11 protein-coding genes are annotated in these 13328 nt (G+C 70.1%); 3 read left to right on the plus strand and 8 right to left on the minus strand.

Features of this window, described 5'->3' with window-relative positions:
• Positions 1-207: 207 nt before the first annotated feature.
• The 5 genes from mmsB to ACZ6SF_RS20130 all read right to left on the minus strand — a co-directional run bounded on the left by mmsB (position 208) and on the right by ACZ6SF_RS20130 (position 6197).
• The gene (gene mmsB / locus ACZ6SF_RS20110; RefSeq protein WP_466063689.1) at positions 208-1110 is read right to left on the minus strand and encodes a 3-hydroxyisobutyrate dehydrogenase; all 903 of its coding nucleotides are present in this window, start codon (positions 1108-1110) and stop codon (positions 208-210) included.
• Positions 1107-2195: an enoyl-CoA hydratase/isomerase family protein gene (locus tag ACZ6SF_RS20115; RefSeq protein WP_466063690.1), complete on the minus strand. Its 1089-nt coding sequence runs from the start codon at positions 2193-2195 to the stop codon at positions 1107-1109. Before ACZ6SF_RS20115 ends, mmsB begins: the two co-directional genes overlap by 4 nt.
• A 37-nt stretch (positions 2196-2232) precedes the next feature.
• Complete coding sequence (locus ACZ6SF_RS20120) at positions 2233-3384, minus strand: acyl-CoA dehydrogenase family protein (protein WP_466063691.1); 1152 nt, start codon at positions 3382-3384, stop codon at positions 2233-2235.
• A 2-nt stretch (positions 3385-3386) separates the two neighbouring features.
• Entirely contained in the window at positions 3387-4886 is a 1500-nt protein-coding gene (locus ACZ6SF_RS20125; protein ID WP_466063692.1) for a CoA-acylating methylmalonate-semialdehyde dehydrogenase, read from the minus strand.
• Positions 4887-5069: 183 nt separating this feature from the next.
• Positions 5070-6197 (minus strand): DUF2157 domain-containing protein, encoded by a 1128-nt coding sequence (locus tag ACZ6SF_RS20130; protein ID WP_466063693.1) that lies wholly within the window; start codon positions 6195-6197, stop codon positions 5070-5072.
• Positions 6198-6323: 126 nt separating this feature from the next.
• On the opposite strand from ACZ6SF_RS20130, the gene ACZ6SF_RS20135 reads away from it, so the two are divergent.
• Positions 6324-7382 carry an amidohydrolase family protein gene (locus ACZ6SF_RS20135; protein ID WP_466063694.1) on the plus strand — a complete coding sequence of 353 codons (1059 nt, stop codon included), beginning with the start codon at positions 6324-6326 and terminating at the stop codon, positions 7380-7382.
• Between the two features lie 8 nt (positions 7383-7390).
• Here ACZ6SF_RS20135 and ACZ6SF_RS20140 read toward each other — a convergent pair whose 3' ends face one another.
• Positions 7391-8155 (minus strand): SWIM zinc finger family protein, encoded by a 765-nt coding sequence (locus ACZ6SF_RS20140; protein WP_466063695.1) that lies wholly within the window; start codon positions 8153-8155, stop codon positions 7391-7393.
• The gene (locus ACZ6SF_RS20145; RefSeq protein WP_466063696.1) at positions 8152-10959 is read right to left on the minus strand and encodes a DEAD/DEAH box helicase; all 2808 of its coding nucleotides are present in this window, start codon (positions 10957-10959) and stop codon (positions 8152-8154) included. Before ACZ6SF_RS20145 ends, ACZ6SF_RS20140 begins: the two co-directional genes overlap by 4 nt.
• Positions 10960-11244: 285 nt before the next feature.
• Here ACZ6SF_RS20145 and ACZ6SF_RS20150 point away from each other — a divergent pair, with 285 nt between their 5' ends.
• Positions 11245-11607 carry a hypothetical protein gene (locus ACZ6SF_RS20150; RefSeq protein ID WP_466063697.1) on the plus strand — a complete coding sequence of 121 codons (363 nt, stop codon included), beginning with the start codon at positions 11245-11247 and terminating at the stop codon, positions 11605-11607.
• 82 nt (positions 11608-11689) lie between these two features.
• Positions 11690-12400: an HNH endonuclease family protein gene (locus ACZ6SF_RS20155; RefSeq protein WP_466064073.1), complete on the plus strand. Its 711-nt coding sequence runs from the start codon at positions 11690-11692 to the stop codon at positions 12398-12400.
• Positions 12401-12408: 8 nt separating this feature from the next.
• On the opposite strand, the gene ACZ6SF_RS20160 is transcribed toward ACZ6SF_RS20155, so the two are convergent.
• Complete coding sequence (locus ACZ6SF_RS20160) at positions 12409-13224, minus strand: sulfurtransferase (RefSeq protein WP_466063698.1); 816 nt, start codon at positions 13222-13224, stop codon at positions 12409-12411.
• Between the last annotated feature and the right edge of the window lie 104 nt (positions 13225-13328).

Genomic DNA, 13328 nt, shown 5'->3' on the forward strand with positions numbered 1-13328 from the left:
CCGTGCGGCCACCTCCACTTCGCACCGAATCGCACCGGATGCGGAACTCACCACGTGCCACACCGGACTGCGTCTCGCAGGATTACATCGCACGCGATTGAACTCGCCATGGCCCGCAAGCGAATTCGCGGGAACCCGGAGGCGCCGCAACGACGCGACGCCGGAACCCGGGCTACCGGGTTCCGGCGTCGGATGGCCGTGCGCGGGTCAGTCGGAGGTCGCCGCCCCGCCGCTGCGTTCGCGCACCTCGGTGATGATGGCCGAGAAATCCCGGCCCCCCGAGGTCTCGTTGAATTCCCGGTAGATCTCGGCCGCCAGCTCACCGATCCGGCCCTGGACCCCGTTGGCACGCAGCGCCTCCACGGCCAGGCCGAGATCCTTGTTCATCAACGCGGTGGCGAACCCCGGTTTGTAGTCGTTGTTCGCCGGACTGGTCGGCACCGGCCCCGGGACCGGGCAGTAGGTGGTGAGCGCCCAGCTCTGCCCGGACGCCGTGGACACGACGTCGAAGAAGGACTGATGGCTCAGCCCCAGCTTCTCCCCCAGCACCAGCGCTTCCGAGAGCCCGATCATGGAGATGCCCAGCAGCATGTTGTTACAGATCTTGGCGGCCTGCCCGACGCCCGCGGCGCCGCAGTGCACGACCTTGGCGCCCATCACCTCGAGCACCGGCCGCGCCTCGGCGAAATCGGCGTCCGCGCCGCCGACCATGAAGGTCAGCGTGCCCGCCGCGGCTCCGGCCACACCGCCGGAGACCGGGGCGTCCAGCGCCCGGTGCCCGGCCGCGTGGGCCGCCTCGGCCGCGGCCTGCGCATCGGCCACATCGATGGTCGAGCAGTCCACGAACAGGGTGCCCGGCCCGGCGGCGGGCAGCAGTTCGGCATAGACGTCGCGCACCAGTTTGCCGTTGGTGAGCATGGTGATCACGATGTCGCGGCCGGTGGCGGCCGCGACCCCGGTGTCCACCAGCGCGACGCCGTCGGCGCGGGCCTGCTCCCGAGCGGCCTCGGAGGGGTCGAAGGCGTGGACGTCGTATCCGGCCTTCACCAGATTCGCCGCCATCGGCCCGCCCATATGGCCGAGCCCGAGGAACCCGATCGTCTTCGTCACTTGCTCTCCTCCGGGGTGATCAGATTCAGTTCACGGTCCCCCAATTCGGCGAAGTACGCGTCGACCTGCGCCGCGCTCACCTCCGTCAGGGCCGCCGGATTCCACTGCGGGTTCCGGTCCTTGTCCACGACCTGGGCGCGGATACCCTCGACCAGATCATGCGAGGCCAGCGAGGCGATCGAGACCCGGTACTCCTCGTTCAGCACCGCCTCGAGGCTCCCGGCCCCGCGCGCGGACCGCAGCGACCGCAGCGTGACCTGCAGCGCCACCGGCGATTTGCCCAGCACATCGGTGGCGGCCGCGGCGGCCTCCGGAGCGCTGTGGGCCTGCAGGCGGGTGACGATCTCCTCGACCGTATCGGCGCCGTAGCAGGCGTCGATCCAGTCCCGCCGGCCGAGCAGCGCCGATTCCGGCGCCTCGGCGGCGTATTTGGCGATGGCGATATCGGCGGCTTCGCTCTGCAGCGTGGTCAGCAGCGCCGGGATCTGGTCGGCGGGCACGAAATAATCCGCGAACCCGGTGGCGATCGCGTCTCCGGCCTTCATCCGCGCCGTGGTGAGCGCGATATGGGTACCCAGCTCGCCGGGTGCCCGCGACAGCAGGTAGGTGCCGCCGACATCGGGGATGAACCCGATCCCGACCTCCGGCATCCCGATGGTCGACCGTTCGGTGACGATGCGATGGCTGCCGTGCGCCGACAGCCCGACCCCGCCGCCCATCACGATCCCGTCCATCACCGCGACATACGGTTTCGGATAGCGGCCGATGAGCGCGTTGAGAATGTACTCGTCGCGCCAGAACTTCCCGGTCGCCGAATCCGCGGCCGCGCCGATATGCCCCGCGGCCCGCTGTTCCTTGGCGTCGTGGTGGATGGCGACGATATCGCCGCCCGCGCACAACCCGCGCTCCCCCGCACCGGTGATGGCGACGGTGCGCACCGACTCGTCGGTGGCCCAGGCCCGCAGCTGCTCGGTGATGGCCAGCGCCATCGAGTGGTTGAGCGCGTTGATGGCCTTGGGCCGGTTCAGGGTGATGAGTCCGAGTCCGTCACGCTGTTCGATCAGGACTTCGGGTTCGTCGCTCATAGATTTCCTTTCGCGCGCGGGTCCGGGCGCTGTCCGCTCATGAGGCGCCCGCCACCGAGGCCGTCATCGACCGGGCCACGACCATCCGCATGATCTCGTTGGTGCCCTCCAGGATCTGGTGCACCCGCAGATCCCGGACGATCTTCTCCAGACCGTATTCGGCCAGGTAACCGTAACCGCCGTGCAGTTGCAGCGCGGCGTTGGCGACCTCGAACCCGGCATCGGTGGCGAAGCGTTTCGCCATCGCGCACAGTTCGACCTTGTCCGGCGCGTCCGCGTCCAGGGCGGCCGCGGCCCGCCACAGCAGCGTCCGGGAAGCCTCCAGCTTGGTCCGCATATCGGCCAGTTCGAACTGCAGCGCCTGGTTGTTCAGCAGCGGCGCGCCGAACGCGCTGCGCTGGGCCAGATAGGGCACGGTCTTCTCCAGCGCCGCCTGCGCCCCGCCCACCGAACAGGCCGCGATATTCAGGCGGCCGCCGTTGAGCCCGTTCATGGCGATCCGGAAACCGTCGCCCTCGGCGCCGAGCCGGTTGGCGACCGGGACGCGGGCGTCGGTGAGGATCACCTGCCGGGTGGGCTGGGCGTTCCAGCCCATCTTCTTCTCGTTCGGGCCCACCTCGAGACCGGGCGTATCCGCCGGGATGACCAGCGTCGAGATACCCCGGGCCCCGGTGTCCTGGGTGCGGACCATCATCACGTACAGGTCGTTGCTGCCCGCACCCGAGATGAACTGCTTGGACCCGTTCACGAGGTAGTCGTCACCGTCGCGCACCGCCCGGGTGGTGATGGCGGCGGCATCGGAGCCCACACCGGGTTCGGTGAGGGCATAGCTTGCCAGCAGATCCATCGCGGTGAGCCCGGGCAGCCACTTCCGCCGCTGGTCGTCGTCGCCGTAGGCGTCGATCATCCAGGTCGCCATATTGTGGATGGAGATATAGGCCGCCACGGCGGGGCATCCGGTGGCGAGCTGCTCGAAGATCCGCACCGCGTCCAACCGGCGCAGCCCGGATCCACCGAACTCCTCGTCCACGTAGATACCGCCGAGCCCGACCGCACCCGACTTCCGCAGCACGTCGACCGGGAAATGTTTCTCCTGGTCCCATTCCACGGCGTGCGGCGCGAGATATTCGTCGGCGAACTCCCGGGCGGTATCGCGGATGGCCCGCTCATCGTCGTCGAGAGTGAACATCGTCATTCCATCGTGGGGATGACGAAGCTGTTGCTCTCCTTCAGCCCCGCCGGCCAGCGCTGGGTGACCGTTTTGGTCTTGGTGTAGAAGCGGATCGAATCCGGGCCGTGCTGGTTCAGATCGCCGAACCCGGACCGCTTCCAGCCACCGAAGGTGTAGTAGGCGATCGGCACCGGAATCGGGACATTGATGCCGACCATGCCGACCTGCACCCGGGCCGCGAAATCGCGGGCGGTATCGCCGTCGCGGGTGAAGATGGCGACACCGTTGCCGTATTCGTGGTCGTTGGCCAGCGCGAGCGCTTCCTCGTAATCGCCCGCGCGGACCACGCTGAGCACCGGCCCGAAGATCTCGTCGGTGTAGATCGACATCTCCTTGCCGACCCGGTCGAACAGGGTCGCGCCGACGAAGTAACCGTTCTCGGCGCCGTCCACGGTGACGCCGCGACCGTCGACGACCAGTTCGGCGCCCTCGTCGATGCCCTGCTGGATGTACTTCTTCACCCGGTCCACACCGTCGAGACCGACCAGCGGCCCGTAGTCGGCGCCGGGATCGTCGGATTTGCCGACATTGAGCTTGTGCACCCGTTCGGTGAGCTTTTCCACCAGCCGGTTCGCGGTGTCCTCACCCACCGGCACCGCGACCGAGATCGCCATGCAGCGCTCGCCCGCCGAGCCGTAGCCGGCGCCGATCAACTGGTCGGCGACATCGTCGAGGTCGGCATCGGGCAGGACGATGGCGTGGTTCTTGGCGCCGCCGAAGCACTGGGCGCGCTTACCGTTGGCGGTGGCGGTCTCGTAGATGTACTGCGCGATCGGGGTGGAGCCGACGAACCCGACGGCCTTGATCCGCGGATCGTGCAGGATCGTGTCGACGGCTTCCTTGTCGCCGTTGACCACGTTGAACACGCCCTCGGGCAGTCCGGCCTCGAGGAACAGCTCGGCCAGCCGCAGCGGCACCGACGGATCGCGTTCGGAGGGCTTGAGCACGAAGGCGTTACCGGTGGCCAGCGCCGGGCCGGCCTTCCACAGCGGGATCATGGCCGGGAAGTTGAACGGCGTGATCCCGGCGACCACGCCCAGGGGCTGGCGCATCGAGTACACGTCGATCCCGGTGCCCGCGCTCTCGGTGTACTCGCCCTTCATCAGGTGCGGGACGCCGACCGCGAATTCGATGACCTCGAGACCGCGCTGGATATCGCCCTTGGCGTCGGCGATGGTCTTACCGTGTTCGCTGGACAGCAGCGCGGCAAGCGAATCCATCTCGTCGTTGACCAGGGTCAGGAACTTCATCAGGATCCGGGCGCGCCGCTGCGGATTGGTCGCGGCCCAGCCCGGCTGCGCGGCTTCGGCATTCGCGATGACGGCCTCGACCTCGGATTTGCTCGCCAGCGGCACCTTCGCCTGCACCTCGCCGCGGTTCGGGTCGAAGACATCTCCGAACCGGCCCGAAGTGCCGGGGACGTGCTTTCCGCCGATGAAATGTGTGAGTTCTCGAGCCATGCGATTCCTGCCTCGTGTCGGGGGTGGCGGGCGCGGCGCTGCGGCCGTCCGTCACACGAAGATCATTCTTGCGGGCTTCCAATAGTTGGACGTCCAAGCAAAACGATACACCCGGCCCCATCCACAGACCAGAGTTACCCGAAACAGGGGCACGAACTGCGAAAATACCCCGCCGGGCGGCGACTATCCGGCATTCTTCGCCGAGCGCGTCAGCAGATAGCTGCCGATCCCCAGGATCACCGCGCCGATCACCAGGATCGCCCCGGACGCCCCCTCCGATTCCCCGGTCCAATCCCCGACCGCCTCCACCGCGGCCAGAGTCAGAGCCCCGGCGCCGCCCAGTACGAGCACCCAGGACCGATCGCTCGCGTACACGGCGAAACACACCGCCGCCACCACCGCGGTCAGCACGTACGCCGCGCGCGTCGAATCGATCGCCTGCACGGTCTGCGCGCCCGCGACCGCCAGCACGACACCCGCCAGGTACCCGGCCCATACCTCCAGCACCAGACGCGCCCGGGTGAGCCCGAGCCAGACCAGTCCCAGCGCCAGGACGCCCAGGCCCACCCAGTCGTCGTCGATCTCCAGCACCTCGTCGAGCACGCCGACGACCAGGGAGACACCGAAACCGGCACACAGCAGCAGACCCAGCAGCGAGGGCAGCGCCGCGTATCCGGCGACCGCCGCGACCAGCCCCGCCCCGGCGGCGAATACCCAGGCGGTATCTCCCCCGCCGTCGTCGTAGGCCGACCCCGCCGCCGCGGCGACAGCGGCCACGGCGAGCGCGAACAGCACCATCGCCAGCCGCAACCGGGCGGTATGACCCGTCCCCGGCCCCCGCCGCCACGCCGCGCGGAAGAGCATCGACCGGCCACCGGCCGTCGCGACACCGGCCACCGTCAGGCCGAACGCGACCAGCAGGAACAAGATCACCCGGCCGAGCCGGGCCATATCGTCCCAGGACTCCACCAGGATCAGCACCAGCCCGCTGAGCAGCAGACCCGCTCCGGCATAGGCGGCGATCTCGGCCAGCAGCCGGGCCGGGGTCGGGCGCGGGGGCGGCTTCGCCAAGGCGGTCACCACCGCGGTCAGCTGGGTCTCGTCCAGGACGCCCCGGTCCACCAGATCGCGTAGCGCGGGCGGTGTGCGGTCCGGATCCGGGACCGTCGCGTCGCCGGTCTCCGGTGTTTCCGGTCCGGGCCGCGTGGTCACGTCCTCCGGCGCCGGCCGCACCGGTTCGACCCGTCCGGGATCCGAATCGGTCCCCGGTTCCCTGTGCGACGCTCCGGGCGCCGAATCCTCCTCGGCCACAGCACCCAGTATGCAGCCCCGGGCCCGGACTCACCGGCGCCATGATCGAACCCGCTCCCCCGGGTGCGCCCACGCGCTAGGCTCGGCCCAGCAACCGACGGCGATCGCGGGAGGTGCCTGCAGCGGATGGATATCGGCGAAATCCGGATCATCGACGCACACATCCACCAATGGGATCCGTTCACCAACCCGCGCGACTTCAGCCGCACCGCGAAACTGATGCGCGCGCTGCCGATCCCGCTCGGCCTGGCCGTCCGGCTGGCCCCGCGCCGGGACCGGGAGTTCGTGGGCGAACCCTCGGCCTATCTCGCGCCCTATCTCCCCGCCGACTATCGCGCCGACGCGGCCGGCCTGCCCGTCGAATCGGTCGTGCACATCGAGGTGGAATGGACCGGGCCCAAGGTCGAGGAGACCCGCTGGGTCACCGCCCTGCCCTTCGGGGTGGATACGCCCGCGCTGGCCGCGGTGAGCGCGAGCGGTTTCCCGGCCACCCCGGGATTCCCGGAACTGCTGGACGCCCACCGCAGCGCGTCGCCACTGGTGCGCGGTATCCGCAGTATGGTCGCCCACCACCCGGACACCGGTATCCGCAGTTTCACCGCCACGCCCGGGGTGTTGCGGACCGCGGCGTTCCTGGACGGTTTCGCCGCACTGGTGGAACGCGATCTGCTCTTCGAGGCCTGGGTGTACTCGCATCAGCTCCCCGACCTCGTCGCGCTGGCCCGGCGCTATCCGGAGGCCACGATCGTGCTGAACCATCTGGGCACCCCGGCCGGGATCTTCGGGAAGGTCGGCAAACACACCGGCCTCGACGCCGGCGAACGCCGCACGATCCTCGAGCGCTGGCGTGACGATATCGCCGATCTGGCCGAGCTCCCGAAGGTGGTGGCCAAGGTCAGCGGGCTGATGATGCCGATCCTGGGGCATCCGGTGCCCCCGCCGGGAAACCCCACGCCGGTACCCGAACTCACCGAGCGGGTCGCGCCGCTGCTGTCGCACGCGCTGGACTTCTTCGGCGCCGACCGGCTCATCTGGGGATCGAACTTCCCGGTCGACCGGCCCATCACCTCGATCACGGGCAGCGCCCGGACCGTCGCCGCGGTCCTGTCCGAGCGCCTCGGCGATACCGGTTTCCTGCTGCCGGTCTTCCGCGACAATGCCCGGCGGGTCTACGGCCTGGAATGATCGCGGGACTACCGTCCCGTCATCTCCGAGTACATGACCACCAGCGCGCGCCCGCCGGCCGCCGCCTCCGTCTCGTCCGCGCACAGCATCCGCAGGGCGCGGCGCAAGAGCGCGGGATCCAGATCGTCGGGCGCGGGCTGTGTTTCCGGTGTCGGCAGTGCCGGGAGTTCGAGCGCTTCGCCGTAGGGATCCGAGGGTTCGCCGGGATCCGGTGCGGAGGCCTCGATACCGCGGATCAGCGCGTCGATACCCAGACCCCGCAGCGTCAGCAGATCACGGGGATGCTCGTCGAGCCGTTCGGCGAGCAGGCAGGCGACGGCCACCGCGTGCTTACACGGCCACCCCGGATCGGGGCAGGTGCACCCGAAATCGATATCGGCGGCGGTTTCCGGGATCAGGTGCGGCGCGAGTTCGCGGGGCAGGTCACCGGAGACGACGCGGGCCAGCATGCCCGGGGCCGAGCGGATCAGTTCGATCAGCAGTTCCACCTCGTCGGGCCGTAACCGGCGGATATCGCAGGTGGTGGTGAACGGGCGCGGCTGGCTGCCCTGCACCTCGGCGCGCACCGCACCGGGTTCGATCGTGTAACTCACCACCTGCCCGGCCCGGGCGTAGGTGCGGCCCCGCGATATCCGGCCGGGCTCGGCGAGCTTCTCCACCGCGTCGAGCAGACTCCGGCCCCAGAAGGTCCGGGCGAATCCGCCGCGGCGGCTCCGCGCGGACACCCCACCGGAAACCGGCCGGCGCTTGCCGAATTCACTGAAATCCGTCATTCGCCCACCGCCTCGGATCCCAGCGTGAACAGTTGCGCGAGTTCGGCGTCACCGAGTTCGGTGATCCAGTTCTCACCCACACCCACCGCGAGATCGGCGAGTTCCCGCTTCCCGGTGATCATCTCGTCGATACGTTCCTCGATGGTGTCGACGCAGACGAGTTTGCGCACCTGGACCGCGCGGCGCTGCCCGATCCGGAAGGCGCGATCGGTGGCCTGGTTCTCCACCGCCGGATTCCACCAGCGGTCCAGATGCACCACATGATTCGCGGCGGTGAGATTCAGCCCGGTGCCACCGGCCTTCAGCGACAGCAGCATGATCGGCGGTCCGTGCTCGTCCTGGAACCGGGCCACCATCGCGTCCCGGCGGGCCTTGGCGACCCCGCCGTGCAGGAACGGGATCTCGCCCCCGAAGCGTTCGGCCAGATACGGCGCGACCAGATCACCGAATTCGCGGAACTGCGTGAACAGCAGCGCCTTCTCCCCCTCGGCGAGCACCGCGTCGAGCACATCCTCGACCAGCGCGAGTTTGCCCGACCGGTGCGCGCCGCGGCGCAGCACCGACGACGAATCGCCGAGGAAATGCGCCGGATGGTTGCAGACCTGCTTCAACCGGGTGAGCGCACCCAGGACCGCGCCCTTGCGGGCCATACCCTTGGCATCCCGCAGTTTCTCCAGCATGTCCTCCACCACGGCCTGGTAGAGGGCGGCCTGTTCCACGGTGAGATTGGCCCGCACCGTCATCTCGAGCTTCTCCGGCAGATCACTGATGACCGCCGGATCGGTTTTCACCCGGCGCAGCAGGAACGGCGAGGTCACCGTGCGCAGCCGGGTCACCGCGTTCTGGTCGTTCTCGCGTTCGATCGGGACGGCGAACCGGGCGCGGAAGGTCTGCGGACTGCCCAGCAGTTTCGGCACGGCGAAGTCGAGGATCGAGCGCAACTCCTCGAGCCTGTTCTCCACCGGAGTGCCGGTGAGGGCCAGCCGGTGCCGCGCCGGCAACGCCCGCGCGGCCCGCGCCTGCCGGGTGGCGGCGTTCTTGATGTGCTGCGCCTCGTCCAGCACCACCCGCTCCCAGCGCTGCCGCGACAGATCGCCGATATCACGGACGAGCAGCGCATACGTGGTGACCACCAGATCCGATACGGCGACCGCGGCGTCCAGGTCACGGCCCTGCGCCCGCCCGGTGCCGTGATGCACCAGCACCCGCAGATCGGGGGCGAACCGTTCCGCCTCACGCTGCCAGTTGCCCACCACCGACATCGGGCAGACCAGCAGGGTGGGTCCGGGGGTGGTGTCGCGCTCCCGCTCGTGCAGGAGCAGGGCCAGTACCTGCACCGTTTTACCCAGACCCATATCGTCGGCGAGCACCGCGCCGCAGCCGAGCCGGCTCATGGTCGCCAGCCAGCTCACACCGCGTTCCTGGTAGGGACGCAACTGCGCTTTCAGCCGGCTCGGCGGTGCCACCGGTTCCGGTTCGATCTCGGGATCGAACAGCGCGGCGGGCCAGCCGGTGGCGGTGACCTCGGTCAGCGGAACCCGCCCGACCGGGTTGGCGGCGATCTCGCCGATCAGATCGGCCAGCGTGATCCGGGCGTCCTCGGTGTGCATGGCGACGAATTTCGCGGCCGCGGCGAGCACGGTGTGATCGGCCTGGACCCATTCACCGCGTAACCGCACCAGATCGGACTGGGCGGTGATCAGCCGCTGCATCTCCGGCTGCGTCAGCACCGTATCGCCGAGGGCCAGCTCCCAGCGGTAGGACACCAGACCGTCCAATCCGACGGTGCTCTCGCCGGCGGCCACCGCGGCGTCCCCGACCCGCAGCCGCAGGCTCGGCTCGGTGATGTTCCAGGCCCGGGGCAGCAGCAGCGCGATCCCCTCGGCCGACAATGCCTGCGCGCCGTGCGCCACCAGATCGGCCACCACCTCGGTCGGCAGGAGCAGATCGAGACTGTGCGGGTCGCCGGGCACATCCCGCAGCCGCGGATAGGCCCGCTGCGCCCGGCCCAGCCATTCCAGCCCCAACCGCATCTCCTCGGCGGTGCCGGGCACCGGTACCGGGCGCGGCGCCGTCCCGTCGGCGCGCAGGCAGACCTCCAGCCGCCACAGCACCGATCCGCCGTCGGGGTCGGCCGCTTCCGCGTCCGGTTCCCGCAGCCGCAGCACCATCTCGGTGTCCTCCCCCGACCGGGTGTCGTGCCACTGTCGCAGCACCTCGGCGACCTGGTGACTACCCGATTCGACCGGCACATCGGTGGCCAGCGCGTGGATCAGCGGATGCGGATGCGATCGCGAGGCGAGCAGTTCGCGCACCATCGGATCGGTGAGTTCGCGTACCAGGTCGTCGACGACGGCCCCCGGTTCGCCCGCCACGCGCAACGCCGGCGGCAGCAGCGCGACGAGTTCGGCGAGCCAGGCCCGCTGTCCGGCGCCCCCGGCCGGTTCCCAGCGCGCCCACCATTCGCCGTCGTCGCGGCGCAGCGACGGCACCACCAGGCCCGCCCGCACCCAGCGTTCCAGACCCTGCGCGATATGCCCCAGAAACCGCAGGTCGCCGGCGACGGCCTCGGCGGGCAGCCGCTGCCGCAACGCCGCGGCCGCGGCGGCCGGCGCGAGCGCGTGCGCCCGCACGGTCTCCCGCCGTGACCCCGCCTCGTCCACGATCAGCACCTCGGCCCGGTGCCGGAACCGGGATTCGGACAGTACGGATCCGAGCAGACCGGGGACGGCGCCGCCGTCCCCGGTGCCCGGCGCACGCCACAGCAGCAGCCCGGAACCGGGCGACCACAGTCCGTGCAACATATCCCCATCAAATCAGCCCACCCCGACACCTCGCGACGGCCCCGGCCGGTGCGCTCTCCGGCGGGCACGCGGCGCACCCGGGCGGTACCTGGATTTATCCACAGGGACGGCACATACTGGGGATATCCGCTGGTCACTGCAGATATACGCGCCCGTCGAGGCCGTAGCGCCTCGCCGGCGGAGGATGCTGCGCCCGGCGGTCGATCCGCGACGCCCGGCGCATCCCGGCCCGGGCACACAGATCCACTCACCCAGCGGCGCCATCGAACAGCGGAGGACAGCAGCATGACGATTCTGCTCCAGGTACTCGAGCAGAGCTACACCCCGACCACACCGTGGGAGCGGCGCAAGTTCACCTTCGTGGACGCCGGCAAGATCGTCGGCATGCGGCTGGACGGCCAGTGCGGGGTGTGGCTCGATCTCTCCCGCCCCGGTGAATCCCAGCGGCTGGCCCGCACCGCGCATCCCGAGGAAGCGATCAATTTCCTGCTCACCACGTTCGCCAAGATCGCCGAATGCACCGACAGCGGCGGCTCGTGGGTGATCGGCCACGACGGGCTGCACGTCGACTCGCTGGCCGCCACCCGCTTCCCGCCGCGCAGCAGCGGGGTCGCCAACGACGAACTGCTGGCCAGAGCCTGGCTGTGAATCGCGGCCGGGGTCCCGGGACCTCCACGGCCGCCCGGGATCTCGCCGGTTGTCGGAGGGTTCCGGTATACCGGCAGAGGTGATGACACGGGGGATCATTCACGCGGTTACCGCGATTCTGTCCACACTGGCCCTGCTCGCCGCTCTCGGTGCCTGCGCCGCGCTTCCCGGGCCCGCACCGGCGCCGGGCAGTCCGGGGCGCGACCGGCTCGAACAGTTGCTCGCCACCGTCCGGGTCGTACCCGAACGCCCGCATCCCGGCGGCTACGACCGCGACTGCGGGGCCGGGCAGGGCTGCGTTTTCGGGCCCGCCTGGTCCGACGATCACGACGGCCCCGGCGGCCGGGACGGCTGCGATACCCGCAACAATGTGCTGGCCCGCCAGCTCACCGGAGTCGGCTACCGGCCCGGTTCCGGGCGCTGCGTCGTACAGTCCGGCACACTGGCCGACCCCTATACCGGCACGCGGGTCGTCTTCACCCGGGAACAGGCCCGGCAGCTTCCGGTCGACCACATCTATCCGCTGGCCGCCGCCTGGGACCTCGGCGCGTCGGCCTGGCCGGCGGCGCGGCGCATCCGCTTCGCCAACGATATCGACTACAACCTGCAGGTCACCGACCGTGCGACCAATACCGCCAAAAGCGACAGCACGCCCGCGCAGTGGCTGCCACCGTCCCGGCCCGGGCACTGCTACTACGCCGGCCGGTACCTGATGGTGGCGCTGCGGTACGCGCTACCGGTGACCGCCGCCGATCACGCGGTTCTGCGTGAGATCGCCACCGGTTGCGGATAGGGGCGCGGTCAGGCGCCGGTGGCCACCGGCCGTTTCGGATCGTGCGCCCACTGCGACCACGAACCCGGATACAGCGCCGCCTGTACCCCGGCCACGGCGAGCGCGGCGATGGCGTGCGCGGCGGTCACCCCCGAGCCGCAATACACCGCGACCGGTTCCGCGCCCAGGCCGCCGAACCGCTCACGCAGCAGTTCGGCGGGCAGGAAGCAACCGTCCTCGCCGAGGTTCTCGCTGGTCGGCGCACTGATCGCGCCGGGGATATGCCCCGCGCGCGGGTCGACCGGCTCCTGATCGCCGCGGTACCGCTCGGCGGCGCGGGCATCCAGCAGCACCCCGTGCCAGCGGGCGGCCGCGTCGGCGTCGATCACGGGCAGCCGGCCCGGTTCGAGTTCGATATCGCCGGGCTCCGGATCGGGCTCCACCCCGGTGGCCAGTTCGCCGCCGCCGCGCAGCCAGGCGGGCAGTCCGCCGTCGAGAATCCGCACATCGGCGATCCCGGCCCAGCGCAGCAGCCACCAGGCCCGCGCCGCCGACATACCGCCGAGTTCGTCGTAGACGACCACCGGATCGCCCGCGCACAACCCCCAGCTGCGCGCGCATTTCTGTAATTGCGACGGGTCGGGCAGCGGATGCCGGCCGTGCGCCGGCGAGGGCAGGGCCGCCAGTTCGGTGTCGAGGTCGACGAACACCGCGCCGGGGATATGCCCGTTCTGATAGTGCTGGGGCCCCTCGGGGTCGCCCAGCTGCCAGCGCACATCCAGCAGGCGCAGGTTCTCGTCCGTCGATTCCCGGAGTTCGTCCGCCGAGATCAGTACCGCGTTCAACGCAGCTCCTCGTCCAAACGTCTGGATCAGATTTTCGTCACCGTACGCGGAGGCGGGCTGTGAAGTCCACGCGGACACGGGTATCGGCGCCGACGACGGTCCTG

Source organism: Nocardia sp. NPDC049935 (genome assembly GCF_055586645.1).

Coding starts and splice junctions, on each gene's coding strand:
- ACZ6SF_RS20135 (WP_466063694.1), top strand. CDS start 6,324: ATGGATATCGGCGAAATCCGGATCATCGACGCACACATCCACCAATGG.
- ACZ6SF_RS20120 (WP_466063691.1), bottom strand. CDS start 3,384: ATGTTCACTCTCGACGACGATGAGCGGGCCATCCGCGATACCGCCCGG.
- ACZ6SF_RS20115 (WP_466063690.1), bottom strand. CDS start 2,195: ATGAGCGACGAACCCGAAGTCCTGATCGAACAGCGTGACGGACTCGGA.
- ACZ6SF_RS20145 (WP_466063696.1), bottom strand. CDS start 10,959: ATGTTGCACGGACTGTGGTCGCCCGGTTCCGGGCTGCTGCTGTGGCGT.
- ACZ6SF_RS20140 (WP_466063695.1), bottom strand. CDS start 8,155: ATGACGGATTTCAGTGAATTCGGCAAGCGCCGGCCGGTTTCCGGTGGG.
- ACZ6SF_RS20155 (WP_466064073.1), top strand. CDS start 11,690: ATGACACGGGGGATCATTCACGCGGTTACCGCGATTCTGTCCACACTG.
- ACZ6SF_RS20150 (WP_466063697.1), top strand. CDS start 11,245: ATGACGATTCTGCTCCAGGTACTCGAGCAGAGCTACACCCCGACCACA.
- ACZ6SF_RS20125 (WP_466063692.1), bottom strand. CDS start 4,886: ATGGCTCGAGAACTCACACATTTCATCGGCGGAAAGCACGTCCCCGGC.